This window comes from Streptomyces eurythermus (assembly GCF_014649115.1).
GTDB classification, from domain to species: domain Bacteria; phylum Actinomycetota; class Actinomycetes; order Streptomycetales; family Streptomycetaceae; genus Streptomyces; species Streptomyces eurythermus.
Map to the genome: position 1 here is coordinate 263,297 of NZ_BMSK01000006.1, position 24,682 is coordinate 287,978.

Here is a 24,682-nt window from a genome sequence, read left to right on the forward strand (position 1 = left end):
CGACCACCGCACGATCCGGGCCGCCGACGCCGCCCGAGTCCCTCGACCACTCCCGTGAGCTGGGACGACGACGGGGCCGAAAACAGGTGGGCCGGGACGGCGCACCGACGCGATCATGGACCGGTTCGTCACCGCTTCTCAACCACCGAGGGATCCGCCATGCCCGTACCCGCCGATCCGACCGTCCTGCACCCCATGCCCGATCAGCCTCGCGTGGTGCTGCTCAAGCCGCTGGTGAAGTCCCCGCTGATCGAGGTCGGGGAGTACTCGTACTACGACGACCCGGACGACCCCACCGCGTTCGAGACCCGCAACGTGCTCTACCACTACGGACCGGAAAAGCTGATCATCGGTAAATTCTGTGCGCTGGGGACGGGGGTGCGGTTCATCATGAACGGCGCCAACCACCGTATGGACGGCCCTTCCACCTTTCCGTTCCCCACCATGGGCGGCTCCTGGGCCGACCATTTCGACCTGCTCACCGGCCTGCCGAACCGGGGAGACACCGTCGTCGGCAACGACGTCTGGTTCGGCCACGGTACGACGGTGATGCCGGGCGTACGGATCGGACACGGCGCGATCATCGGCTCCGGTTCCGTGGTCACCGCCGACGTACCCGACTACGGCATCGTCGGCGGCAACCCGGCCCGCCTCATCCGCACCCGCTACTCCGACGAGGAGATCGCCCGGCTGCTGGCGGTGGCCTGGTGGGACTGGCCCGCGGAGCACATCACCCAGCACGTGCGCACGATCATGTCGGGCACCATCACCGACCTGGAGGCCGCCGCTCCGGGCGACGCGCGGTCGTAAGGACACCACCGCCGACCGAGCCGGAGGCCGGACGTATCCCGCGTGTTCGTCGTCGGCGAAGACGGTCGTGGGCCTTGGCGACCACTGCCACGGTGGGCACATGAAGACGACACCCGATGGACGGCCCGTCCCGCCCGCGCACGCCGACGAGCGCGCCATGCTGGGAGCGTGGCTGGACTTCCACCGCGCGACGCTCGCGCTGAAGTGTTCCGGCCTGCCGGACGAACGGTTACGCCTTGCCGCGGTGCCACCGTCGCCGATGACGCTGCTCGGCCTCGTGCAGCACATGGCCGAGGTGGAACGCAACTGGTTCCAAAGGGTGTTCGCCGGTCGGGACGTGCCGCCGGTCTTCGGGGGAAGCAACCCGGACGGCTTCGCCCTTGACCCGGAACGAGGACTCGACGAGGCGATGGCCGTCTGGCGGGGGGAGGTTGCCCGGGGGCGTGCGGTGATCGCCGGAGCGGCGCTGGACGACTCCGGCCGGCTGCCCGAGCGGGAGGCCGGTCACGCCGGTGACCGGGGAGTCTCCCTGCGCTGGATCCTGGTGCACATGATCGAGGAGTACGCGCGTCACAACGGTCACGCGGACCTCATTCGCGAGCGGATCGACGGAGTCACCGGCGCGTGAGACGTGCGCGCGGCGCGGGACGGACCGTGCGAGCGCCCGGCCGCGTCTGTCGGCTCGCCCTCACGCCCCGGTCCATCGGCCGCGGCAGGCCTGACTAGGCGATCGAGAAGGTGGTGCCGGGGGCGGCGTAGTCGACGGGGCCGCGGAACCGGGCCGAGGCGCGGCGTACCGCTTCGGCCGGGGTGAGGGCCGGGCCGACGTGGGTGACCAGCAACCGGCGCGCCCCGGCCGCCTCCGCCGTGTCGCCGGTGTCCTCGGGGGTGTGGTGCACCTGGGGGCCGTCGGCCGGGGCCCGGCTGCTGTCGGCCTCGCACAGCAGCGCGTCGCATCCCTCGGCCAGTCGCGTGAGGTTCGCGCACGGAGCGGTGTCCCCGGAGTAGACCAGCGACCGGCCCTCGGCCTCGACGCGCACGGCGAAGGCCGGGATGCCGTGTTCCACCGCCCGGGTGGTCAGCGTGAGACCGCCGACGCTCGCCTGATGCCCGTCATCCAACTCGTGGACGGCGAAGGCGGATTCGACGGGGCTGCGCGTCGAGGTGTTGGTCAGGAAGCGGGCCAGCCGGTCGGCGATGCCCGGCGGCCCGTACAGGGGGATGGGCGCGTCGAACCGGACGTTCGCGAACAGCACCGCGTAGTACGTGGTGAGCAGATCCGCGCTGTGATCGGCGTGCAGGTGCGAGATCCAGATCGCGTCCACCTCGTCGAGCCGGACGTGCCGCTGCAACTGCGCCAGCGTCCCGCTGCCCGCGTCCACCCAGAGGCGGGTGGCGCCATGCGACACCAGGTAGCCGGAGCACGGATTGTCGACGGTTGCGTGGGGCGTCGCGGAGCCCAGGACGGTGAGCCGGAGAGGATCGCTGGTCATTCGCGGAGTCTATAGAGCGGATGATCTTACGTGAGTGTCAATTTCTTGCACCCGGATCACCTGTACGGATGACACCGGTTCGCGTCACTTCGATCTGCCGGGGCATGGATACGGGCCAGTCGGGGGCGGCGGCCACGGCGGGAAACGTACCCTTCAAGACAATATGGAAGATCATTCTTTAATTCGCTTTACATGGTGAACCGTTCTGCCCGGACAGGATGCGAGGGCAGCGCTTCCCGAGCGAAGGGAGTCGGCGGATGGCCGACTGGAAGCAGATCAGCGGTGGGTTGACGCGGATCGCGGTGGGTTCGCGTACGAACGTGTGGGGTGTGAACTCGGCGGGGAACATCTACCGCTACACGAACAACGACGCGAGTCCGTGGGTGCAGATTCCCGGTGGGCTGTCGGACATCGGGGCGGGTGCGGACGGCACGGTGTGGGGGGTCAACTCGGCGGGGAACATCTACCGTTACACCGGTGACCAGGAGTCCGGTCACTGGAAGCAGATCAGTGGTGGGTTGACGCGGATCGCGGTGGGTTCGCGTACGAACGTGTGGGGTGTGAACTCGGCGGGGAACATCTACCACTACACGAACAACGACGCGAGTCCGTGGGTGCAGATTCCCGGTGGGCTGTCGGACATCGGGGCGGGTGCGGACGGCACGGTGTGGGGGGTCAACTCGGCGGGGAACATCTACCGTTACACCGGTGACCAGGAGTCCGGCCACTGGAAGCAGATCAGCGGCGGACTGAAGGCGATCGCCTCCGGCTCCCGCACCACGGTGTGGGGTGTGAACTCGGCGGGGAACATCTACCACTACACCAACAACGACGCGAGTCCGTGGGTGCAGATTCCCGGTGGGCTGTCGGACATCGGGGTGGGCGCGGACGGCACGGTGTGGGGAGTCAACTCCGCCGGGAACATCTACCGTTACACCGGTGACCTGCCCGGCTGACCGGGCACGGCGGCGCCCCGGCCCCGCACGGGAGTCCGGGGCGCCGCAACCGTACGGCCCTCGCGGCGGGGTCAGTTCGCGGCGAGCAGGCCGAGCGTGTCGAGCACGCGGTTCGAGAAGCCCCACTCGTTGTCGTACCAGGCGACCACCTTGACATGGCGGCCGTCCACGCGGGTGAGGGCCGAGTCGAAGACGGACGAGGCCGGATTGCCCGTGATGTCGGACGACACGAGCGGGTCCTCCGAGTATTCGAGAATGCCGGCGAGCGGCCCCTCGGCGGCCGCGCGGTAGGCCGCCAGCACCTCGTCCCGCGACACCTCCCGGCCGACGGTGGTGTTCAGCTCCACGATCGAACCCACCGGAACCGGCACGCGGATCGAGTCACCCGACAGCTTGCCGTCCAGATTCGGCAGCACCAGTCCGATCGCCTTGGCGGCACCCGTGGTGGTCGGCACGATGTTCACGGCGGCGGCACGCGCACGGCGGGCGTCGCGGTGCGGGCCGTCCTGGAGGTTCTGCTCCTGGGTGTAGGCGTGCACCGTCGTCATGAACCCGTGCTCGATGCCCGCGAGTTCGTCCAGTACCGAGGCCAGCGGCGCGAGCGCGTTCGTCGTGCAGGAGGCGTTCGAGACGATCGTGTGCAGGGACGCGTCGTACGCCTCGGTGTTGACCCCGTACGCGAGGGTGACATCGGCGCCGTCCGACGGGGCGCTGACGAGTACCTTCCGCGCGCCCGCGTCCAGGTGCGCGCGGGCCGCCTTGGCCGAGGTGAAACGGCCGGTCGACTCCAGGACGATGTCCACCCCGAGTTCGGCCCACGGCAACCGCGCCGGCTCCCGCTCGGCCAGCACCTTGATGCGCCGGCCGTCGACGACGAGCGTGTCCCCGTCGGCGCTCACCGGCCGGCCCAGCCGGCCGGCCGTCGTGTCGTAGGCGAGCAGCCGCGCCAGGACGGCGGGCTCCGTGAGGTCGTTGACGGCGACGACCTCCAGAGCGGTGTCGCGTTCGAGCAGCGCGCGCAGCACGTTGCGTCCGATGCGGCCGAATCCGTTGATGGCTATGCGGGTCATGAGTGCTCTCCTTTCCGTTCGCCACCATCGTGGATCGCCGCGTCCGCCCGTGCCGACGGCGCGAGCGCCATGGTTCGCAAGGATCGCGCCAGGCGATGGGCCGGCCGTGTCCGCCCGTCCCGGCCCCCCGGTTTGCCGGCGCGCGGGGCGGCGGATGGTTCGCGTACCTTTCGCCAACCGGGACATCGATTCGCGCCGCACGCTCGGCGCATTTCCTCAGATCTCGCTCAATTGCCGCCAATCCCGGCCGGAAGTGTGGTGTTGTTCATCCCGGCACCGAACAGCCGCGTACGGCACGGTGCTTGCGTCACACCGCCCTGCTCCGGGCGCGAACGTACAGGGAGGGCGGATATGGCGAAGGCGGTGCACGCCTGGCTGGGCGACATGAGGATCACCTGTCAGGTCTGCCGGGGAGAGCTCTTCCGCGAGCGAGGCGTGAAGCTCAACAGCACCGGCATGGAATTCATGAAACTGGCCTGGGCGGACGAGACCGCGACGGGGCTGATCTGCTGGCACTGCGGGTATGTGCACCTTTTCGTCAACCGGGACATCGAGTTGCGCCGCGTCAAGATGTGACTCTCGGCCGAGCGTTCACGCGCCCGCACCGTCCTCGTCGTCCCGGCCGTCTTCCGGCTGCCCGGTGAGCCGGGTCGCGAGGCGGTAGACGATCAGGGCGTCCCGGTACTCCTTCCCGGCGACGACTTCGCCGGGAACGTTCGTGCGCTCGCTGCGGGACGTCGATGTCCGCTTCCCGGTGCCGGGGAAGCGGACCGCTGTCCGCGGCCCCTCCACGAAGCGAAGGCGATCGGCGCGGACGGTCGCCCGGAACGCGATGTCCCAGGGCGGGCGCGCGGCGTCCGGCGCCGGGGCGCCGGCCGTTCAGGGCGGCTCGTCCCGCTCCCTCGGGGCACGGCGACGCACGGGACGAGGCGGCACCTTCCCGTCCTCGCCGCGTACTCGGCGCGCGCGGGTGCCGCCACGACCGGGGACGGCCGGATCCCGCACCTCACCACCGGGCCCACGCGCCCGGGCTCCTCCGGGAGCCGCGGTCCTGCGTACGGCACCACGCGCGGCGCCCGGCACGTCCTCGACAACGTCCGCTACGCCCGCCACGTCCTCGACGGCATCCGATGCTTCCGCGACGGCGTCGGGTACGTCCTCGACCGCCCCGGTCACCTCGCTCGCGGCACCCGCCACAGTGCCCCCGGCCTCGCGGCCCACATCCCGGACGGCACCCGCGGCACCCCGCCCGACCCCCTCCACCGCCGAGCCGGCGCCACGGCCCACCCCTTCCACGGCCGAGCCGGCACCCCGCCCGACCCCTTCGACCGCCCGCCCTGCGCCACGGCCCACCCCCTCCACCGCCTGGCCGGCGCCACGGGCCACGCCCTCGACCCCTCGGCCGGCGCCTCGGCCCACGTCGCGCACGGCCGACGCGGCTCCGCTGCCGAGGTCGCCGACCGCCCTGCTCGCACCCGTCCCCAGCTCGCCGACGGCCTGCCGCGCCCCGCTCCCGACGTCCCGCACGGCGGACCCCACCCCGCGGGCCAGCTCCTCGAGGAGCTGCGGATTGCGGTCGAGCGTGGTGAGCACCCGGTTGATGATCGTCGCCACGTTGTCGAGCCGCACCTCCAGCCGGGCCTGGGCCTCCACCCCCGAGATGCCCAGATGTACCCGGCCCAGTGCCACATCGGCGCCCACGTTCAGCCTCAGCAGGTCCAGCACCTCGGCCTGGAGCGAGACGTGCGCCCGCAGATCCTCCACGTCCAGATCGATCTGGTCCACCTTGAGCACCGGGACGTCGAGGAAGACATCGGGATCCGCGCCGGCCGCCCTCCTCCGGCCGTGGGGCTCCCCGGCCGGGCCGGCCATGTCGCCGTGGACCTCGTCGTCCGCGTCGGCCGTCTCCTCGGAGACCTCGTCCTCAGGGCCGGCCGCGTCCTCGTAGACCTCGTCCTCAAGGCCGGCCGGGTCCTCGTCGTACAGCTCCGGCCGCTCCTCGATAGGCCCCTCGCCGTCCTCGGCGCTGTCGCGCATCACCGAGCCGCCTCCGCTGGTTCGCCGGACATTTCATCCCATTCTGCGGGCATATGGAGCAGGGCGCGCGGCGCGGGCCAGCCATTGGTATCTCCTTGGAGCCTGGTCGTTTTTTCGTCTTTGACCTATGGGCCGGCCGGGCGTGCACTGGAAGAGAAGCCAATCGGCGGCGGACCGAGGCGCGAGTGAGGACTCACCCGCCCAGGTACCCGGGGAACCCGGGACGGCCCGGTGCCCCGCATGTTTCTCCGACACGGAAGGGCGATCATGGCCACGCAGCACAAGAAGGTGGATCCGTTCGCCGTCGAGGGCGACTTCTTCCGGATCAAGGACCTGCTCGAACCAGAGGAACGGCAGACGCTGGAACGCATCCGTTCCTTCCTCGCCGACAAGGTGGAACCGACCGCCGGCGAGCTGTGGGCCCGTGCCGAGTCGCCGCTGAACCTGGTGGACGCGATCCGCGACCTCGGCATCACCGGCATTCCCGGCGACGCCCCCGGGATCACCGCGCGCAGCCCGCTGCTGAGCGGCCTCATCAGCATGGAGATGGCCCGCGTCGACCCTTCGTTCGCCACCTTCTACGGCGTGCACAGCGGGCTGGGCATGGGCTCCATCCGTGAGTGCGGCTCCGAGGAGCAGCGACAGCGCTGGCTGCCGCAGATGGTCGAGTGGCGCAAGATCGGCGCGTTCGGTCTGACCGAGCCGCTGGTGGGTTCCGGTACGGCCCGTGGACTGCTCACCACGGCCCGCCGGGACGGCGGCGACTGGGTGCTCAACGGGGAGAAGCGCTGGATCGGCAACGGCACGTTCGCCGACCTGGTGGTGATCTGGGCGCGCGACGAGGCGGACGGGCAGGTCAAGGGCTTCGTCGTGGAGAAGGGCACCCCGGGCTTCACCGCCCGCAAGCTGGAGGGCAAGATCGCCCTGCGCGGTGTGCAGAACGCCCACATCGTCCTGGACGACGTCCGGGTCCCGGAGGAGAACCGCCTCCAGCGGGCCGACTCCTTCCGCGACACCGCACGCGTCCTCAAGGTCACCCGCGGCGGTGTGGCCTGGCAGGCCATCGGCTGCTCGATCGGCGCCTACGAGGCTGCCCGCGCCTACGCGGTGGAGCGCGAGCAGTTCGGCAAGCCGATCGCGAGCTTCCAGCTCATCCAGGACCTGCTGTCCCGGATGCTCGGCAACATCACCGCCTCCCAGACGATGGCGGTGCGGATGGCCCAGCTGCACGCCGAGGACGCGCTGAGCGAGGCCCAGGCGGCCATGGCCAAGATGTTCTGCACCACCCGGATGCGCGAGACCGTCGCCTGGGCCCGCGAGGTGTTCGGCGGCAACGGCATCCTGCTGGAGTACAAGGCGGCCCGCTTCTTCGCCGACGCCGAGGCGCTCTACTCGTACGAGGGCACCCGCGACATGAACTCCCTCATCGTCGGCCGGGCGGCCACCGGTATCAGCGCCTTCGTCTGAGCCCCGGCCCCGAGCCCCGCGCCCCAGCCCTGGGCTCTTGACCCCATCGCCCGTACCCGGCCGCGCGCCCCCACCTCACCGCAACCTCCCACCTGCACCATCCCGCACCGGGATGCGTCACTCCACAAGGGGATGAGACGTTCATGAGCCACCCCACCCCGGCAACCGGCACCCGCCCCCTCGACGGCCTGCGCGTCATCGACCTGGCCAGCGTCATCATGGGGCCCTACGCCTGCCAGATCCTCGGCGACCTCGGCGCCGACGTCATCAAGATCGAGTCGCCCACCGGTGACGTGATGCGTCATGTGCACCGGCGGGACGCCGACACCATCGGGGCGCTGGCACTCAACATCAACCGCAACAAGCGCAGCGTCCGCCTGGACCTGAAGACGCCCGAGGGCAAGCAGGCCGCGCTCGCCCTCATCGGCACGGCCGACGCGCTGATCACCAACATGCGCCCACGGGCCCTGCGCAAGCTCGGCCTCACCTACGAGGACCTCGCCGAGAGCAACCCGCGCCTGGTCTACTGCAACGCCCAGGGCTTCCGCTCCGACTCGCCGGCCGCCGACTACGCCGCCTACGACGAGGTCATCCAGGCCGCCTCCGGCATGGTCGACCTGATGCGGCGGGTCACCGGCCAGCCCTACTACGTACCCACGGCCATGGCCGACAAGGTCTGCGGCATGACCATCGCCTACGCCGTGCTCGCCGCCCTGCTGGGCCGGGAACGCACCGGCAAGGGCCAGCACGTCGAGGTGCCGATGGCGGACACGATGTTCGCCTTCACCCTGGTCGAGCACATCGGCGGCCAGGCGTACGAGCCCCCGGCCGGCCCCGTCGGCTTCCCGCGCTCCCTGGAACCGGGGCACGCGGCGTTCCCGACCAAGGACGGCTACGCCTGCGTCCTGCCGTACAACTACCGTGACGCCGAGGCCTTCTTCACCTTCGTCGGGCACCCCGAGGCACTGGACGGCTTCACCCCCGAGAACTTCCAGTCGAAGATCGGCGAGCTGTACGAGCTGCTCGCCCGGTACACCGACGGACACACCACCGCGGAGTGGGAGGCCTTCTGCTCGCGGCACTCCATCCCGTTCGCCCCGGTCATGAACCTCGACCACGCCGGCGAGCACCCCTACTGGGCCGACGGGCACATGCTCGACGTGCAGCAGCACCCGCACGTCGGTGCCTACCGGGTGATCGGCGACCCCGTCCGCTACTCCGGCTCGCCCTCCGGGGTACGGCGGCCCTGCCCGGAACTCGGGGAGGACACCGCGTCCGTCCTGGCCGAGATCGGCTACACCCCCGAGCAGGTGGCCGAGGTGACCGGCACGGCCGACGTGGGGCGGTGAGGGAGAGGCGTACCGGGGGAGGAGTACGGGGCGTCGTACGGGGCGTCGTACGGGGGAGTCGTACGCACGTTCCGGCTTACGCTCCCGGACCCGGACCCTCGGCGGATCGTGCCGCGCATGTCTCCCGCAGGATCTCCAGGAACACCCGGCAGGCCGGGGAGAGGGGTTCGCGGCGGCGTGCGACCCCGAACGGGGCGCGCACGGGCGGGCCGAGGGGGCGTACGACCCCGCCCTGCTCCGCGATGCGCTCGGCGTACCAGCGGTCCACCAGAGCCGCTCCCGCACCGGTCAGCACCAGCGGGATGACGGAACCCAGACGCGGGGTGACGACACCGGCCCAGGAGCGCACCGCCTGAGCCGGCTCCCGGCTGTCGTGCCCCACGTCCTGCTCGTGCCCCACGTCCTGCTCGCGCCCCGCGTCCCGCTCGTGCCCGGTGCTCTGCTGATGCCCGGTGCCTACCTCGTGCCCGGTGCCTTCCTCCCGTCCGGCGTCGGCGAGGGCCCGGCGGATCGCGTGCCGGGCGGAGCCGCCGTGCAGGACCGCCACCAGCGGCATGGCGCTCACCTGGGCCGGCGACACCGGTCCCGGTGCGATGGCGGTGCCCGGAGCCATGGCCAGCCAGATGTCGTGGTGCCCCAGCTCCTCCGTCACCAGATCGGGGGACGACGGCAACGGCAGTGAGACCACCGCCAGTTCATGGCGCCCGTCGGCGAGCGCGTACACCAGCTCGTCGTCGTCGGGCGCGTCCTCCACCAGCACGCCGACCCCCGGGTGGGCCCGGCGGAACCCGCCCACCGCCCGCGCCAGCGGGTCGGCCGCCACCGAGGCGTGCGCCACCAGTTCCAGGCGCCCGGCGCGCAGCGACGCCACGTCCGAGACCGCGCGGCCGGCCGCCCGGCGCGCCGCCAGCAGCCGCCGGGCCGGCTCCACCAGGGCCCGGCCCGCCGGGGTGGGGACGACACCGCGCGGCGTCCGCTCGAACAGCTCGGCGCCCGCCTGCCGTTCGATCGCCCGTACGGTCTGTGACAGGGACGGCTGCGCCACGTGCAGCCGGCGCGCCGCCGCGGTGATGCCGCCGCTGTCGACCACGGCCAGGAAGTACTCGGCCTGCCGAAGACCGGTGAACGGCGCGCCCCGGCCCGGTTCACCCGGCAAAGGACCCACCACCCACGCGCCCTCCGCCGTCCGGTGCCACCGCCAGGCCGGCCAGCGCCCGCGCGGCCGGGGACAGCCGGCCGGGCACATACGCCAGCCCGTACCGCTGGCGCAGGGGCGGATCGAGCCGGCGGACCCGCGCGCCCTGCCCGGCGGCCCACCGCGCCGCCGTCCCGGCGAGGAAGGACATGCCCGCCCCGGCCAGCACCAGGGGAACCACCATCTCCCGGTGTGCCACCTCCACCGTGACCCGCAGCCGCACCCCGTGGGCCGTCAGATGGTCACCGACCAGCGCGCGCCGGCGGCTGTGACCGGTGACGCCCACCGTTTCCCGGCCGGCCAGCCACCGGACCGGCAACGGGTCGGGCGGGGGCGGTCCGTCGGGCGGGAAGACGGCCATGATCTCGTGCTCGGCCAGCGGACGCACCACGATGCCGTCCGTGTCGAGGGGCAGATAGACCAGGCCCACCTCGGCCCGGCCGTCCGCCAGCATTCCGGGCACTTCCGTGTCGCGGTCGGTGACCTGGACGCGCACCCGCACCTCGGGGTGCAGCCCGCGGAACCGCCCGAGGAGCGGGGCGCAGGGATCGACGGCCAACACCGGCGTGGTGACCAGGTCCAGCTCCCCGGCCGGTCCGCCGGTCACCTCACCCGTCCTGCGCAGCTCACGCAGCAGCAGCCGCGCGTGGGGCACGAACACGCGCCCCGCCGGCGTCAGGACGGCGCCCCGCCGCACCCGGCGGACCAGCGCCGCGCCCATCTCCTTCTCCAGGGTGCCGAGAGCCTGCGACAGCGACGGCTGGCTCACCCCGGCGGCCACCGCCGCGTGACCGAGGCTGCCGTGCTCGGCGACCGCGAGGAAGTACTCCAGCTGCTGACGGTTCACCCTCCGCACCGTACCCGGACCGGCACGACATACCCGCCGCAGCAGGCCAGGCCGCGTTGCTCCCGGACCGGACGCCGAAGCGGGGTGGCCGCTGGCGGGGACCACCGTGAGGTGTTCGACGCGATCTGCCGGAGAAGCCCGGCAACTGGCGGGGCGTCTACAACCGGCTGCGGATGTGGGCCGTGTACGGCACCCGGGAGCGGGTGTTCACCGCCCTGGTGGCCCAGGCCGATGCGGACGAAGACGTCGGCCCGGGACAGGCCGGCGTTCGGAAGGCACACCGTATGACCTGCCTCCTCTCGGTCGACGACCTCGTCGTCCAGTACCACCGGCCGGGGGCGCCGCCCGTCCGTGCCGTCGCCGGGGTCAGCCTCCGGGTACGGGCGGGGGAGGCCGTCGGACTCGTCGGCGAGTCGGGCTGCGGCAAGTCCACCCTGGCCCGCGCGGTCTGCGGCCTCACCCGGCCGGTGGCGGGCCGGATCACCTACGACGGCACACCGGTGCGCCCTCTGCGGATGCGCCGTCGCGACCCGGCCCTCACCGGCGTCCAGATGGTCTTCCAGGACCCGTCCGGCTCCCTCAACCCCCGCCGCCGGGTGGGCACGCAGCTCGCCGACGGCATCCGCACCGCCGCCGAGCGCGGCGAGGCGGCACAGGGCACCACTCCGGAAGATCTCCTGAGACGCGTCGGGCTGCCGGCGGGCGCCGCCGAGCGGTACCCGCGGGAGTTCTCCGACGGCCAACGGCAGCGCATCGCCATCGCCCGCGCGCTCGGGGCCCGCCCCCGGCTGCTCGTCGGAGACGAACCGATCTCCGCCCTCGACGCCTCCGCTCAGCTCGAAGTGGCCATGCTGATGCGGTCGTTGGCCATCGAGTCGGGCGCCGGGCTGCTGTTCATCAGCCACGACCTGTCCGTCGTACGGCTGATCTGCGACCAGATCGCGGTGATGTACCTCGGGCGGATCGTGGAGACCGGTCCGGTCGCCGAGGTCTGGGACGACCCACGGCACCCCTACACCCGGGCACTGCTGGCCGCCGTACCCCGGCCGGACGGGTCCGGCACGCTGCCCGCCGAACTCCCCGGAGACGTACCCGACCCTGCCGACCCACCGGGCGGCTGCCCCTTTCACCCGCGCTGCTCGCGGGCCTTCGACCGCTGCCACCACGAGGAACCGCGGCTGATCGCGGGGGGCGTCGCGTGCCACCTGTACGCGCCCTGAGGCGGACCCCCGAACGGTCCGCCTCGCGAAAGCCGCTGCTCGCCACCGACGCAACCGCCTTCGTGCCCCGCACCATCCCGGTGCTCTCCTTCCCCGCAACCGCCGGGGCGGTGTTCGTTGGGAGCCGGAGCCGGAGCCGGAGCCGGAGCCGGAGCCGGAGCCGGAGCCGGAGGCGGCACGGCCGGCGGCCCCGGATGGACGAACCCGGGGCCGAGGCGAGCGTGGGGCGCTGATCACGAAGCGTGCCCCAGGCAGCGCGGCATGAGGGGCTGTAACGCAGCTCCATCGCCGTGATCGGGTCGCTGCCCTCGGCCACTGTGCGGGCGTCGTTGGCGCAGGTCGTACTGGCGGGGTCCAGGCCGTTGCTTTCCGGTTCGGTTCGGTTCTGTTCGGACGGCCAGGAGCCGGGCGGCGCTGGTGCAAGCGGATGTCCTCGATCTTGTGGTGAGGTGCACCGGCCGGCGTACCCCTGACGACCGGTGTCCTGTCTCGGGGATTCCTGTGTTCCCCCACGCCGGGTTGACGCGGTCAGTTGACCAGCGCCAGCCAGGTGCCGGGGCCCACGATGCCGTCGGGGATGAGCCGGTTGCGGGTCTGGAAGGCGACGACGGCGTCGTGGGTGGCCGGTCCGAAGGAGCCGTCCACGGACAGCGATGCCCCATGGGCTCTCAGCTCGGCCTGCACCGCGCTGACGGCCGGCCCGTGAGCGCCTTCGGCGACGGTCACGACGAGCGCCTGCCAGCTTTTCGCGCCCACGATGCCGTCGGGGGTGAGCTGGTTGCGGGTCTGGAAGGCGACGACGGCGTCGTGGGTGGCCGGTCCGAAGGAGCCGTCCACGGACAACGACGCCCCGCGTGCGTTCAGCAGGTACTGAATGGTGATCACCTGGCGGCCGTTGTAGCCCTGCTGCACGACCGGCCAGGCTCTGGCCGGTGGCGGCGGTGGAGGTGTGCAGGTGCCGTTGGCGGCGAGGTCGCGCAGATCCTGTGTGGTGCCGTTGAACAGGTCCTGATCGCCGGGAAACGTGCCCGAGTCGGCGGTCTGCCAGAAGGCGTAGGTGTTCCAGCCGTGGGGCAGGGGGTGCGGAGTGCCGGTGTAACTGCCGATCCAGAGAAGGTTGGTGGCGGCGAAGGCGGTGGAGTCACCGGTGCACTGCGACCACCATGCCGTGTTCGTGTTGATCACCGGATGGCGGCCGGTGCGACGTCGGTATTCCTTGTCGAACGAGGCGATCCACTGGACGGTCGCGGTGGTGTCGAGCCCATAGCAGGACGGCAGGCCCGGGGTGGGTTCCACGTCGAGGACGCCTGGCAGGGTCCGGCCGTCGGGCTTCCAACCGCCCCCGTGGTCGACGAAGTAGTCGGCCTGGGCGCTGCCGGAGGACTTGTCGGGTCTGGCGAAGTGATACGCGCCGCGGATCAGGCCGACCGCCGCCGCACCGTCGTACTGCTGGGAGAAGCGGGAACTGATGTAGGTGGTGCTCTCAGTCGCCTTCACGTAGGCGAAGGCCGCTCCGTCGGCGGCGACCGCGGACCAGTCCACGCTCTCCTGGTACGCGCTGACGTCGAGTCCTCGTACGAGACCGTCCGCGGCACGCCGTGGCTGCGTCTCCTGGGCCGTCGCCACCGCAGACGCCGATGCCCGCACGGGAGAGGCCCACAGGGACACCGCAACGGTCACCGCGGCCAGCGCGCCGAGCGTCCCCGTCCGCACACCGCGTCTGACTCGGCGGGAGACTCCGGGAAGGTCTCCGGGATTACGTAAGCGTCCGGTAGTTCGAAAAAGAAGCGTCATTCAGGAGTCCTTTCGCTCGGCCGCGCGCTGTGCCTCAGCCGGGGGCTTCACCTCTGCGACGACCAGCGACCGGCAAGGGCGCCGTCCGGCCCTGTGCCCCCATACGGGGACAGCCGCTCCGTGATCGGCAATGGCCACGGTCACGTCGCCCCGCCGGCTGTCGTCCGTGCCAATCTGCTGCTCCGTGCCGTTGTTGCGCAGCCCCGCGGCGCCCCTGTAACAAATGCCGGCGCCCGGTCGGAGCGAGGGCCGGATCGGCCGAAACACGCACGGACGGGATGCGATCGTGGTGACGACGGTGCCACTGTTGACCCGCCGTGTCGGCGACGACCGCGGGGGATGGGATGGGGCGTCGTGAGGGACCGCTGGATCCGGCGGCCGGGCCGGTCCAGCGTCTCGCGTTCGACTTGCGAAAGCTGCGCCAGGAGGCCGGAGGCCTGACCTACCGCGCCATGGCGCAGCGCACGGGTTATTCGGCCGCCACTTTGTCGAGGGCGGCCGCCGGCGGCCAGCTTCCGACCCTCGAAGTGGTCTTGGCCTTCGTGCGAGCGTGCGGTGGGGATCCGGGGGAGTGGGAGCCGCGCTGGCGGGCCGTTGCCCGTGACACGGCCGCCGAGCCGGGCACCGATGACACGGACGCCCCGTACCGCGGACTGGCCCGCTTCGAACCCCGCGACCGGCACCTGTTCTTCGGGCGCGACCACTTCGTGGCCCGGCTCACCGAGCGGGTGTGGGGCTGCCGCCTGGTAGCGGTGGCCGGGGCGTCGGGCAGCGGCAAGTCCTCCCTGTTGCGCGCAGGGCTCCTGCCGTCCCTCCAGGCGGAGCAGCCGTCGGGGTACCGGCTGGCGGGCCTGCGGATCCTCACCCCGGGCCCGCGCCCGGCATCCACCCACTCCCGTGCCCTGACGGCACGTGAAGAACCCGGCGACACGGTGGTCGTCGTCGACCAGTTCGAGGAACTCTTCACTCTCTGTTCGGACCCGACCGAGCGGGCTTCCTTCCTCGATCTGCTGGTGAGCGCGGTCGAGCCGGAGAGCAGACTGCGGGTGGTGATCGCGGTACGGGCGGACTTCCTCGGCCGCTGCGCCGACCACCGCCCGCTCGCCGCCGCCCTCACCGAGGCCACTTTCCTCCTGGGCCCCATGGGACCGGCCGAACTGCGCGAGGCGATCGTCAAACCCGCAACCGCCGCGGGTCTGATCGTCGAACGCGTGTTGACGGCGAGGATCGTCGAGGACGTCGCCGAGGAACCCGGCGGACTGCCGTTGATGTCCCACGCCCTGCTGGAGACCTGGCGCCGTCGCAGGGGCCGCACCCTCACCCTGGCCGCCTACGAGGCCGCCGGAGGGGTCCACGGCGCCCTCACCCGCACCGCGGAAGAGCTGTACACCCGCCTCGCGCCGGACCAGGCTGAAACCGCCCGGCGCATCCTGCTGCGGCTCATCACGCCCGGCGAAGGAGCGCAGGACACCAGCCGTCCGGCCGGACTTGCCGAACTGCAGGCACTGAGCGCCACCGGCCGGCACACCGGGCCGGGCGCCGTCCTGGAACAACTGGTGCGCGCGCGGTTGATCACACTGGACGGCGACACGGTGCACCTGGCCCACGAAGCGCTGATCACCGCATGGCCGAGGCTGCAGTCATGGATCGACGACGCCCGCGAACGGCTCCGGGTCCACCGCCAGCTCACCGAGGCCGCCCGCGTCTGGGACGCGCTCGACCAGGACACCGGCGCCCTCTACCGCGGCACCCGCCTCGCCACGGCCGAGGAAGCCCTCGCGGGGCACCGGGAAGACCTCACCCCGGCCGAAGAGGCGTTCCTCAACGCCAGCATCGCCGTCCGGGAGCAGGAACGCCGGGCGGCCGCGCGCACCGCCCGGCGCATCCGGGCCCTGCTGGCCGCGGTGTCCGCCCTCCTCCTGGTCGCGTCGACGGCGGCGGTCATCGCCTTCCAGCAGCGCTCGCTCGCCCGCGCCGGCCGTGACCGCGCAGTGGCAGCGGAGGTGCTGGCCGGGGCGGGGCAACTGGCCGCGACCGATCCATCGCTGGCGGCGCGGATGTACCTCGCGGCGCACCGCCTGCGGCCGGGTCGCGTAGCCGAAGCGGGCCTGCTGGACACACAGAACATCGCCCTGTCCTCCGCGCTGAACGGCCATTCCCAGGCGGTGTACGCGGTGGCGTTCTCGCCGGACGGGCGGACCCTGGCGACAGGCTCCGGTGACCGCACCATCCGGCTGTGGAGCCTGGCCGACCCCACCCGTCCCGTACCGCTGGGCAGACCGCTGACCGGGCACACCGACTGGGTGTACTGGCTGCAGTTCTCCCCGGACGGTCACACCCTGGCCAGCGCGAGCCGGGACCGTACGGCACGGCTGTGGGACGTCCGCGACCCGCGGCACCCGAAGGCGCTCGGCAGGCCGTTGACCGGTCACACCGACTTCGTGTTCTCCGTGTCCTTCAGCCGAGACGGGCGCACCCTGGCCACCGCCGGCCACGACGGCACCGTACGGTTGTGGGACGTCTCCGACCCGGCGCACGCGGCGGTGCTGGGCAGGCCGCTCGCCGGGGCCGGCGACGCCGTCTCCTCGGCCGCTTTCAGCCCGGACAGCCGGACGGTGGCGGCCCCCAGCCACGACCACACGATCCGCCTCTGGAACGTCACCGATCCGGCCCACCCGCGGCTGTGGCGCGAGCCACTGCGCAACCCGGACGTCGTCTACGCGGTCGCTTTCCGCCGTGACAGCAAGATCATGGCCAGCGTGGGCAACGACTACAAGGTGCGCCTGTGGGACGTGTCCGACCCGGCGCACGCCGAACCACTGGGTCAGCCACTGACCGGACACACGGACACGCTGCTCGCGGTGGCCTTCTCGCCGGACGGGCGGACCCTCGCCACGGCCGGCGCGGACCATGCGATCCGGCTCTGGGACGTCTCCGACCCACGGCATCCGGGCGCCCTCGGACAGCCGTTGATCGGCCACACCGGATTCGTCGACTGGCTGACGTTCAGCCCCGACGGGCGGTCGCTGGCCAGCGTGAGCGACGACCACACCGTACGGCTGTGGCACCTGCCGCACGCCGTCCTCGCCGGTCACCTCGGCAACGTCACCAGCATCGCGTTCAGCGCCGACGGCCGAACCCTGGCGAGCACGAGCGCCGGACGGATACGACTGTGGGACGTCCGCGATCCGGTACGAGGCAGACAACTGAGTGAGTTGCCGGGCAGGCACCGCGCCGTGCGGGCGGTGTTCCAGCCGCGAGGCCGGTTACTGGCGAACACCGACGAGGACGGTGACGTGTGGCTGTGGGACGTCTCCGCACCGTCCGACCCCCGACGGACGGGCAGGATCCGCGCCGCCGGGAAGGACCTGGGCGACGGCGTACTGGCCTTCACCCCCGACGGCCGTGTACTGGTCACCGGCGGCCCCCGCTACACCCTCCGGTTGTGGAACGTCGCCGACCCCGCACATCCCGCTGCCCTGGGCAGCCCGCTCACCGGCCACATCAGCCGCGTCCACTGGGCGGGGATCAGCCCGGACGGCCGCACTCTGGCCAGTACGAGCGAGGACGACAAGGTCCGCCTGTGGGACATTCGCGACCCTGCCCGTTCCGGGCGGCTGCCGGACATCCGGACCGGTGACACGGGGGGCACGCTGTGGGGGGCCTTCAGCCCCGACGGACGGCTGCTGGCCACCGCCGGCGTCGGCCACGACGTTCGCCTGTGGAACGTCGGCACGCCCGCGCACGCCTCGGCCCACGGCAGAGCACTGACCGGTCACACCGGCCGGGTCAGCTGGGTGGGCTTCAGCGTGGACGGCCGCACGCTGGCCTCCACCGGTGAGGACCGCAGCGTCCTGCTGTGGGACCTGTCCGACTCCGCGCGACCGGAACCCTGGGGCAAGGCGCTCACCGCGGGGCACACCACGGCGATAGAGACGGCCGCGTACCGCCCGGACGGACGGCTCCTGGCGACAGCGGGGCCGGACGGACTGGTGGAGTTCACGCCCCTCGGGCTGGGTCCGGCCGTCCGGCGGATCTGCACCAGCACCGCCGGTCTGCTCACCCCGGCGCAATGGCGGGACTACGTACGCGAACGTCCCTACACCGATCCGTGCCGCACCTGACACGCCTTCCCGGCGCGTCCGGCGGCGTGTCCACGTGAGTGCAGCCGCCGCGTGGAACCGGTGCCACGGCGGCGGAGCGGAAGCTCTCCGCCTGAGCCGGACACGGGCCCAGCCACCATTGCGCCCGCGGACGTTTGTTTCACGCCGAGGCACGGGCCTGCGCAACAACCGCCAGGCCCGGAACCTGGTGTGCGGCGGGCGCCGAACAGCGAAACCGGCCATGCGCACCCGGGCGCCGGGGTCGTCATCCGCCGTTTCGCACACAGCACGAAGGAGCGGCCGTGACCGATTCCGTCACCCCGCGGGAACACGGTCCCGCCACCCGCGAGCAGACAGAGGCACCCGCGTTCGCGACCGATCCGCTCGCCCCCGGCCGGGAGCTGCTGCCGGCCGAACCGGCCGTGCCGGACGCCGTCACACCGATGGACCCGCATGCGCCCGGGAAACCGGAAAAACCACACCAAGTACGTCATCCAGGGCTACGGCTACCCGGCTTGGGACCACCGACCCGCTGTCCGCGCACCTCACGGGGGTGGGCGCGTGGACTTCCGGAGGATCACCGTCGCGGTCCGGGTGAACACCCCGCCCGGCTCCACCGCGTCGAGTACTGGCGGGAGATCGGCGAGGCAGACCTGCCGAAGACGAAGAAGCTCCCCAGGCGACAACCGTTGAGGTATGCGTCATCGGGCGGCGGTTCGGCCCGCGTCGTCCCGGGACTCGAGGTGGAGGCCGGCGGCCTCCGGAGTCGCGGAGCAGCCCTTGGCGAACCCAGGAACCCCGGCATGAGGAGACCGAGCCGGCATGCCCACACCAGGAGGGACGGATGAGCGGCACGACACCGGAACCGGACACGAACTTACCGCCGGGTCCCTCGGGCCCGATGGAGGAACCCGTCCTCAGCCCACGAGTCCCGCGCATGCGAACCCGGCGCCGGCGATTGGTCCGCGCCCTGCCCTTTCTGATGGCCCTCGTCCTGGCGGGCGCGGGTCTCCATCAGCTGCAACACGCGGGAAAGCTGTTGCTGCCCTTCGAGAGCGTCACGACGTTGCGGGGCCGTCTGGCGTCCGTCGGTGACCTCTTCAAAGACCCCCAGATCGTCAGGATCCTGCGCAAGAACGGTCTGAAGGTGGAGATCACGAGCGCGGGTTCGCGAGAGGTGGCGACCGGCAGCCTCAACGGTCTCGACTTCGTGTTTCCCTCGGGCCAGCCCGCTGCCGACCTGATCTACGTCAGGCGGCAGGAAGAAGGCCTCTACAGCAAGGACTTCCACCCCTTCGACAGTCCCCTGGTCCTCGCCACCTTCGCGCCCTACGCGAAGGCACTGACCGCGATACACGCGGCCGAGCCCGAGAAGGTGCCTGCCGGCCCGCAGTTGTACTACACCGTCGACATGGCGCGCTTCCTGGAGCTGCGCAACACCAAGTGGAACTCCCTGAACGTGCAGAAGTACGGTTACCGCAACGACAACAAGATCCTCGCCCAGACCTCGGACATCTGTGAGTCCAACTCGGCGGACAGCTATCTCAGCCTCGCCGCCTTCACCCTGAACAACGACAGTGTGCTGTCGAAACAGACGGTTCCCTCACTCGCACCCGCCATGAAGCAGGTATTCGGCGGCCAGGGCGCCCCGAGTGACGGCCTGTACTCCTCCTACGTCAGTTCCAACGGCAGCCGTCAGTCTCCCGTCGCGGTTCTCTACGAGCACCAGTTCCTCACCTATCAGACGGCCTACCGGGCGGCGCACGGTCATGTGGACACGCAACGGGTGTTGCTCTACCCGAAGACACAACTGCTGTCGGAGCCGCATTACATCGCCCTGAACCACCAGGCGGACCGTCTCGGCGAGCTGCTGGAGGGTGACCCGGAACTGCTCCGCCGGGAGACGGAACTCGGTTACCAGCTCCACTCGTCCGAGGACGGCCACGAGCTGAGGGACTATCTGCGCAGTCAGGGCGTTCCCGCCCCTCAGGAGGACACGGTGGACAGGACGAAGGTGACCCTGCCGGATCTCTCGGTGCTGGAGGCCATGATCACCAAGATCAAGGGAGGCCCGTGTCCCTCGCACGTCCATGGCCACACCACGTCGCCGAGCGAAGGGCGGTGACCTCGGTGCCCGTCTTCTCCGACGGCCTGTGGTGGGACATCAACCGTTACGAGATGGCCGTATGGCTGGTGACCGCGGTGTCTCTGGTGTGCATGGTGATCCTGCTGCTTCGCCGACGGGGACACCGTGGTGATCCGTCACAGCATGTGGTCGGTGACACCATGTGCATCTACCTCGACGACCGCAGCATCATGGACGTCTACCAGCTCAACCGCTACGCGGAGGCCCTGCGCCAGGAAGTGGAGCACCGTGTGAGCAGGTCCAAGGGCGCGGAGTTCACTGTGCCGATGTTGTCCTCCCTCACCTCGAAGGCGGACGTACGGCAGAGCAGTGAGGTCATCACCAAGTACATCGACACCCACGAACCCATCTCCGTGGTCCAGGTCCTGATCGACGGGCTCTCCCGCAGCAACGCCGTCGTCACGGCAGACCTGAGGCAGCGAACCGTGGACCGCGACGCGGCGCTGCGCCTCGCACTCACCGGCCGGTCCGACAGCACAACGCTGCGCCTGAGCGACATCAGCGGTCGTTTCGTCCTGCTCAGGGGTTCCTTCACGCGCGACGCCACCGCATCGTCCGACGGACATGAGGTCTTCACCGCGCCCTACGGGGATCCCCCCTCGGTCGCCCGGGTACGCCTGCGCTGCCGCAAGGAGGGACTGCGTCTGGAACAGGGCGACAAGAGGCCCCGGGTGTGCCTGGGCGTGGTCATCGGCTGGGTCTCGGAGGACGCGGTGCTCGACGTGCAGCCACTGGCGGTGTTCAGCTGATCCGACACCACGGAGCCGTCCCGACACAGCGGGCGGCAGAGGGCCGTGAGGATCATCCGGACCGTGCGGCCGCACCGGCCGAGTCGGCTTCTCCTGGATCATCGTGAGGCTATCGCGTCGATCACCTCACGATGGTCCAGGCTGGTCCCGCCGGACGAAGGTGCGCCGGTACTCGGTCGGGGTGGTGCCGAGGATGCGCTGGAAGTGGGTGCGCAGGTTCGTGCCGGTGCCGAGACCGACCTCGGCGGCGATCTGTTCGACGCTGCGTTCCGTACGCTCCAGCAGCTCACGGGCCAGATCGACGCGGGCCCGCATGACCCACTGCATCGGTGTGTACCCCGTGTCCTCGACGAAGCGCCGGGAGAGGGTGCGCGGCGAGACCGCCGCGTGCCGGGCGAGCGCCTTGAGGGTGAGGGGTTCGCCGAGCCGGTGCAGCGCCCACTCGCGGGTGGCGGCGAACCGCTCGCCGAGCGGCTCGGGCAGGCTGCGCGGCACGTACTGCGCCTGACCGCCGCTGCGGTAGGGGGCCGCGACCAGGCGCCGGGCCGCGTGGTTCGACGCGGCCACCCCGAGGTCCCCCCGCAGGATGTGCAGGCACAGGTCGATGCCCGAGGCGGCGCCGGCCGACGTCAGCACGCTGCCCTCGTCGACGAAGAGGACGTTCTCGTCGACCCGGACCAGCGGATGCCTCGCCCTGAGCGCCCGGGTGTAGTGCCAGTGGGTCGTGGCACGCCTGCCGTCGAGCAGACCCGTGGCGGCGAGCGCGAAGGCGCCCGTCGAGATGGCGGCGAGCCGCGCGCCCCGGGCGTGGGCGGCGAGCAGCGCCTCGACCACGGCGGCCGGCGGGTCTTCCCGGTCCGGGAACCGGTAACCGGGGATGAAGACGGTCTCGGCCCACTCCAGCGCCTCGAGGCCGTGGGCGACGTGGTACGACAGGCCGTCACCGCCGGTCACCAGACCGGGCGCGGCACCGCACACCCGCACCTCGTACGGCATGCTCGCCCGGGTCGTGAACACCTGGGCGGGAATGCCGACATCGAGCGGCTTGGCACCCTCCAGCACCAGGACGGCGACACGACGCATACGGGAGGACGACACGGGAACAGGGTACGAGCCGCCGCGTCAGCGGGAGCGGGCGGTCTGCTCGGAACGGGGATCCACGTGGCCCGCGGGGAGTTCGCCGGTACGGCCGCTCGCGTGGAACGAGGGACGGAGGCGGCCGGTCAGCGCCAGGAACGCGACGAACGTGCCGGTGACGATCCAGCCGGGCCAGCCGGTCAAGCCCATGTGCAGCGGATCGAGGGCCGCCGTGGGATCGGCGAACTCCTTGACCATGCCGACACTCATCGAGCTCACGAACGCGTGCCCGATGACGGCCGGCACCACCGACCCCGACCGCAGCCGCAGCCATGTGAAGACCGGCAGGATGAGGACGCAGCTCACCAGCATGGCGGGCACCGACACATACCAGGGCCGGCCCGGGTACTGGCCGCCCATCAGCAGCGTGGGCAGATGCCACAGGGCGAAGGCCGCGCCGGTGACCGCGTACGCCCGCACCAGGCTCCGGCGGCCGCCGTCCCCCGCGAGCCGTGGGAAGAGATACCCCTGCCAGCCCAGTTCCTCGCCGAAGAACAGCGGGAGCCACACCAGCATGCCCGGCACGGCCCCGGCCGCCCAGCCGCCGAGCCCGCTCCAGTGCACGCCGCCGAACGGGTAGCGGCCGGCCAGGGTGCCCAGGGCGAGGGCGGCCGCGGTGAGCCCGCAGGGCACGGCGAAGGCCACCATGCAGGCCCGCGCGGTACGCCCCCACGGTCTCGGCCACCGCAGGGCGAGCGCGTCCCGGACCCGGCCGCCGCGCTCGATCCGGCGGACGACGAGGATCGCGGCGAGGGCGGGTGTGAGCATCGCGGCGGCGATGCACACCTCCTGCAGCGCACCGGTCTCCTCCCGTGCGTCGCCGCGGTGGTAACCGCCGAGCAGCAGCGGTGACATGGCCGCCCACATGCCGAGGTAGGCGACACCGAGGTAGACCAAGAGGCCGCGCCGCCCCTTCACGAGGGGCAGGGCACTGGTGGAGAGCGTCATGCACGGGGACGCTACGGGGCCGTGCGGCGGCGCGGGATGGGCCTGGGGTGCGTGTCGGTGGTGGCCCTGACACCACCCCGGCCGGGGGCTTTCCCACCCTAGGGGAGACCGTTCACGGGACCGGCACCGGCCTGCGGCACCCAGACGGCGCTTGAACGGGGGGCTTCGTGACGGGGTCCGTCACGAGGGTCCGTGAGGCGACTTCAGGACTCCCGGGGGCGGGGCCGCCAGCCGCCGGTGACCTCCTTGACGGGCTTGTGCGGGAAGCGGCGCTCCGCGTACCGCCGCGCGTCGGAGTCCGGCAGGACGTACAGGGTCTCGGTCTTCTCCTGGAGCGGGCGCAGCACCGTGTCCATGAACCCCTTGCGGTCGTCGAGGTAGGGGCCGAGGACGTCCTCCCCGGCAGGGCATACGGCCACGCAGTAACCGGACTTGTAGTTCGGCTTGAACGCCAGGCTCTGCCACATCGACGCGTTCTCGGGATCGGTGACGCGGGAGCGGAAGTCGGCGGCGTCCGCGCTGTCCGCCACCGTCTGCACCCAGTCGGTGAACCCGCTCATGAACTCCCGGTAGTTGTGCGTGGCGCAGGCAAGGAAGTCGAAGTCGCCGTCCTTCGTGAGGGCGCCGATGGGGCAGGCGGCGACACACAACTTGCAGTCGATGCAGGGGTTGTGGTCCAGGGGCTGCCCGTACGCGCTCACCTCCGCGTCCACCAGCACGGTGGCCAGCAGGACGAAGGTGCCGAACTTCGGGTGTATGACGTTGCGGTGCAGCCCCATCACACCGAGGCCCGCCGCCACGGCGACCGTCTTGTGCGCCACCACCCACAGACGGCCCGGAAACCGTTCCATCTCCTGCGGGAAGCCGGCCGACGGGTTCAGCGCGCGGTAGCCGGCGTCCTGCAGGGCCCGGGTGACCGCCCGGGCGGCGTGGTTGATCTGCTCGTCGGCCTGGTGGAACTCCTGGTTCGCCACGCTGCGGGCGGGCGAGCGGTAGTTGTCGCGGTTCATCCGCACCACGAGCGAGACGAGGGTGCGGGTGCCCGGCAGGGCGGCCAGCGCGTGCTCGCGTTCCCCGGCGAGGTCCGGGTGGTCGAGGCTCACCGCGGCCGCGTCGTCGGCACCGGCGGCGAGACACAGCTCCCGCAGCCACTCCGCGTCGATCACCGGCGGGGGCCCGTCCGCCGCTTCGGAGTCACGGCGCGCGAGGACGGCCCGGACGGACGGATGGCCGGCGAGCTTCGCGGGCAGTTTCGGCCGCCCGGCTCCCTCCGTGGCATGTGACTCGCGCATCCGACACCCTCCCTGTGAGTTGGATTTTCAAACTCACTATGCCGGGAGAAGGGACCGGTCGGCAAGATC

The 24,682-nt window shown here is 71.6% G+C and carries 20 protein-coding genes and 1 pseudogene; 10 read left to right on the plus strand and 11 right to left on the minus strand.

Annotated features, from left to right (window positions below; all coding sequences use genetic code 11):
* Positions 1 to 159: 159 nt before the first annotated feature.
* Both IE251_RS13825 and IE251_RS13830 read left to right on the plus strand, forming a co-directional pair.
* The gene (locus IE251_RS13825; protein ID WP_189753204.1) at positions 160 to 810 is read left to right on the plus strand and encodes a CatB-related O-acetyltransferase; all 651 of its coding nucleotides are present in this window, start codon (positions 160 to 162) and stop codon (positions 808 to 810) included.
* 100 nt (positions 811 to 910) lie between these two features.
* A complete protein-coding gene (locus tag IE251_RS13830) occupies positions 911 to 1,438 on the plus strand; it encodes a DinB family protein (protein WP_189753205.1) in 528 nt (175 codons plus the stop codon).
* Positions 1,439 to 1,532: 94 nt separating this feature from the next.
* Here the strand turns inward: IE251_RS13830 and IE251_RS13835 are convergent, their stop codons facing one another.
* The gene (locus tag IE251_RS13835) at positions 1,533 to 2,303 is read right to left on the minus strand and encodes an MBL fold metallo-hydrolase (RefSeq protein WP_189753206.1); all 771 of its coding nucleotides are present in this window, start codon (positions 2,301 to 2,303) and stop codon (positions 1,533 to 1,535) included.
* Between the two features lie 257 nt (positions 2,304 to 2,560).
* On the opposite strand from IE251_RS13835, the gene IE251_RS13840 reads away from it, so the two are divergent.
* Positions 2,561 to 3,259 carry a tectonin domain-containing protein gene (locus IE251_RS13840; protein WP_189753207.1) on the plus strand — a complete coding sequence of 233 codons (699 nt, stop codon included), beginning with the start codon at positions 2,561 to 2,563 and terminating at the stop codon, positions 3,257 to 3,259.
* A 71-nt stretch (positions 3,260 to 3,330) separates the two neighbouring features.
* Here the strand turns inward: IE251_RS13840 and gap are convergent, their stop codons facing one another.
* Positions 3,331 to 4,329: a type I glyceraldehyde-3-phosphate dehydrogenase gene (gene gap / locus IE251_RS13845; RefSeq protein WP_189753208.1), complete on the minus strand. Its 999-nt coding sequence runs from the start codon at positions 4,327 to 4,329 to the stop codon at positions 3,331 to 3,333.
* Between the two features lie 351 nt (positions 4,330 to 4,680).
* Between gap and IE251_RS13850 the strand changes: the two genes are divergently transcribed.
* On the plus strand, positions 4,681 to 4,905 hold the full coding sequence (locus IE251_RS13850; protein WP_189753209.1) for a hypothetical protein: 225 nt from the start codon (positions 4,681 to 4,683) through the stop codon (positions 4,903 to 4,905).
* Positions 4,906 to 4,920: 15 nt separating this feature from the next.
* On the opposite strand, the gene IE251_RS13855 is transcribed toward IE251_RS13850, so the two are convergent.
* Both IE251_RS13855 and IE251_RS13860 read right to left on the minus strand, forming a co-directional pair.
* A complete protein-coding gene (locus tag IE251_RS13855) occupies positions 4,921 to 5,121 on the minus strand; it encodes a hypothetical protein (protein ID WP_229896740.1) in 201 nt (66 codons plus the stop codon).
* Positions 5,122 to 5,208: 87 nt separating this feature from the next.
* Positions 5,209 to 6,366, minus strand: coding sequence for a TrbL/VirB6 family protein (locus IE251_RS13860; RefSeq protein WP_189753210.1), 1,158 nt, complete (start codon positions 6,364 to 6,366; stop codon positions 5,209 to 5,211).
* A gap of 267 nt (positions 6,367 to 6,633) precedes the next feature.
* On the opposite strand from IE251_RS13860, the gene IE251_RS13865 reads away from it, so the two are divergent.
* Positions 6,634 to 7,833, plus strand: coding sequence for an acyl-CoA dehydrogenase family protein (locus IE251_RS13865; protein WP_189753211.1), 1,200 nt, complete (start codon positions 6,634 to 6,636; stop codon positions 7,831 to 7,833).
* A 143-nt stretch (positions 7,834 to 7,976) separates the two neighbouring features.
* Complete coding sequence (locus tag IE251_RS13870; RefSeq protein WP_189753212.1) at positions 7,977 to 9,182, plus strand: CaiB/BaiF CoA transferase family protein; 1,206 nt, start codon at positions 7,977 to 7,979, stop codon at positions 9,180 to 9,182.
* A 76-nt stretch (positions 9,183 to 9,258) separates the two neighbouring features.
* On the opposite strand, the gene IE251_RS13875 is transcribed toward IE251_RS13870, so the two are convergent.
* Positions 9,259 to 10,338 carry a LysR family transcriptional regulator gene (locus IE251_RS13875; protein WP_189753213.1) on the minus strand — a complete coding sequence of 360 codons (1,080 nt, stop codon included), beginning with the start codon at positions 10,336 to 10,338 and terminating at the stop codon, positions 9,259 to 9,261.
* Positions 10,328 to 11,224 carry a LysR family transcriptional regulator gene (locus tag IE251_RS13880; RefSeq protein WP_189753214.1) on the minus strand — a complete coding sequence of 299 codons (897 nt, stop codon included), beginning with the start codon at positions 11,222 to 11,224 and terminating at the stop codon, positions 10,328 to 10,330. Before IE251_RS13880 ends, IE251_RS13875 begins: the two co-directional genes overlap by 11 nt.
* Before the next feature lie 284 nt (positions 11,225 to 11,508).
* On the opposite strand from IE251_RS13880, the gene IE251_RS13885 reads away from it, so the two are divergent.
* A complete protein-coding gene (locus IE251_RS13885; RefSeq protein WP_189753215.1) occupies positions 11,509 to 12,444 on the plus strand; it encodes an ABC transporter ATP-binding protein in 936 nt (311 codons plus the stop codon).
* 244 nt (positions 12,445 to 12,688) lie between these two features.
* On the opposite strand, the pseudogene IE251_RS42090 reads toward IE251_RS13885, so the two are convergent.
* Positions 12,689 to 12,994 (minus strand): annotated as a pseudogene (locus tag IE251_RS42090) (DUF2690 domain-containing protein); the annotation flags it as partial.
* Positions 12,973 to 14,070, minus strand: a complete 1,098-nt coding sequence (locus tag IE251_RS13895; protein WP_229896741.1) for a GH25 family lysozyme — start codon at positions 14,068 to 14,070, stop codon at positions 12,973 to 12,975. The gene IE251_RS13895 and the pseudogene IE251_RS42090, both read right to left, overlap by 22 nt.
* A 512-nt stretch (positions 14,071 to 14,582) precedes the next feature.
* On the opposite strand from IE251_RS13895, the gene IE251_RS13900 reads away from it, so the two are divergent.
* The 3 genes from IE251_RS13900 to IE251_RS13910 all read left to right on the plus strand — a co-directional run bounded on the left by IE251_RS13900 (position 14,583) and on the right by IE251_RS13910 (position 21,236).
* Positions 14,583 to 18,362, plus strand: coding sequence for an nSTAND1 domain-containing NTPase (locus tag IE251_RS13900; protein ID WP_189753217.1), 3,780 nt, complete (start codon positions 14,583 to 14,585; stop codon positions 18,360 to 18,362).
* A gap of 916 nt (positions 18,363 to 19,278) precedes the next feature.
* Positions 19,279 to 20,466, plus strand: coding sequence for a hypothetical protein (locus IE251_RS13905; RefSeq protein WP_189753218.1), 1,188 nt, complete (start codon positions 19,279 to 19,281; stop codon positions 20,464 to 20,466).
* On the plus strand, positions 20,463 to 21,236 hold the full coding sequence (locus tag IE251_RS13910) for a hypothetical protein (protein ID WP_189753219.1): 774 nt from the start codon (positions 20,463 to 20,465) through the stop codon (positions 21,234 to 21,236). The genes IE251_RS13905 and IE251_RS13910 overlap by 4 nt, the downstream gene beginning before the upstream one ends.
* A gap of 126 nt (positions 21,237 to 21,362) precedes the next feature.
* Here the strand turns inward: IE251_RS13910 and IE251_RS13915 are convergent, their stop codons facing one another.
* From IE251_RS13915 to IE251_RS13925, 3 genes are all read right to left on the minus strand, one after another.
* Positions 21,363 to 22,334, minus strand: coding sequence for a GlxA family transcriptional regulator (locus tag IE251_RS13915; protein ID WP_189753220.1), 972 nt, complete (start codon positions 22,332 to 22,334; stop codon positions 21,363 to 21,365).
* Positions 22,335 to 22,358: 24 nt separating this feature from the next.
* The gene (locus IE251_RS13920; RefSeq protein ID WP_189753221.1) at positions 22,359 to 23,321 is read right to left on the minus strand and encodes a CPBP family intramembrane glutamic endopeptidase; all 963 of its coding nucleotides are present in this window, start codon (positions 23,319 to 23,321) and stop codon (positions 22,359 to 22,361) included.
* Between the two features lie 203 nt (positions 23,322 to 23,524).
* Positions 23,525 to 24,613, minus strand: coding sequence for a 4Fe-4S binding protein (locus tag IE251_RS13925; protein ID WP_189753222.1), 1,089 nt, complete (start codon positions 24,611 to 24,613; stop codon positions 23,525 to 23,527).
* Positions 24,614 to 24,682 lie beyond the last annotated feature (69 nt).

Excerpts from the sequence above, each read along its gene's own strand:
- IE251_RS13825 (WP_189753204.1), top strand. The coding sequence starts at position 160 with ATGCCCGTACCCGCCGATCCGACCGTCCTGCACCCCATGCCCGATCAG.
- IE251_RS13830 (WP_189753205.1), top strand. The coding sequence starts at position 911 with ATGAAGACGACACCCGATGGACGGCCCGTCCCGCCCGCGCACGCCGAC.
- IE251_RS13835 (WP_189753206.1), bottom strand. The coding sequence starts at position 2,303 with ATGACCAGCGATCCTCTCCGGCTCACCGTCCTGGGCTCCGCGACGCCC.
- IE251_RS13840 (WP_189753207.1), top strand. The coding sequence starts at position 2,561 with ATGGCCGACTGGAAGCAGATCAGCGGTGGGTTGACGCGGATCGCGGTG.
- gap (WP_189753208.1), bottom strand. The coding sequence starts at position 4,329 with ATGACCCGCATAGCCATCAACGGATTCGGCCGCATCGGACGCAACGTG.
- IE251_RS13850 (WP_189753209.1), top strand. The coding sequence starts at position 4,681 with ATGGCGAAGGCGGTGCACGCCTGGCTGGGCGACATGAGGATCACCTGT.
- IE251_RS13860 (WP_189753210.1), bottom strand. The coding sequence starts at position 6,366 with ATGCGCGACAGCGCCGAGGACGGCGAGGGGCCTATCGAGGAGCGGCCG.
- IE251_RS13865 (WP_189753211.1), top strand. The coding sequence starts at position 6,634 with ATGGCCACGCAGCACAAGAAGGTGGATCCGTTCGCCGTCGAGGGCGAC.
- IE251_RS13870 (WP_189753212.1), top strand. The coding sequence starts at position 7,977 with ATGAGCCACCCCACCCCGGCAACCGGCACCCGCCCCCTCGACGGCCTG.
- IE251_RS13885 (WP_189753215.1), top strand. The coding sequence starts at position 11,509 with ATGACCTGCCTCCTCTCGGTCGACGACCTCGTCGTCCAGTACCACCGG.
- IE251_RS13900 (WP_189753217.1), top strand. The coding sequence starts at position 14,583 with ATGGGGCGTCGTGAGGGACCGCTGGATCCGGCGGCCGGGCCGGTCCAG.
- IE251_RS13905 (WP_189753218.1), top strand. The coding sequence starts at position 19,279 with ATGCGAACCCGGCGCCGGCGATTGGTCCGCGCCCTGCCCTTTCTGATG.
- IE251_RS13920 (WP_189753221.1), bottom strand. The coding sequence starts at position 23,321 with ATGACGCTCTCCACCAGTGCCCTGCCCCTCGTGAAGGGGCGGCGCGGC.
- IE251_RS13925 (WP_189753222.1), bottom strand. The coding sequence starts at position 24,613 with ATGCGCGAGTCACATGCCACGGAGGGAGCCGGGCGGCCGAAACTGCCC.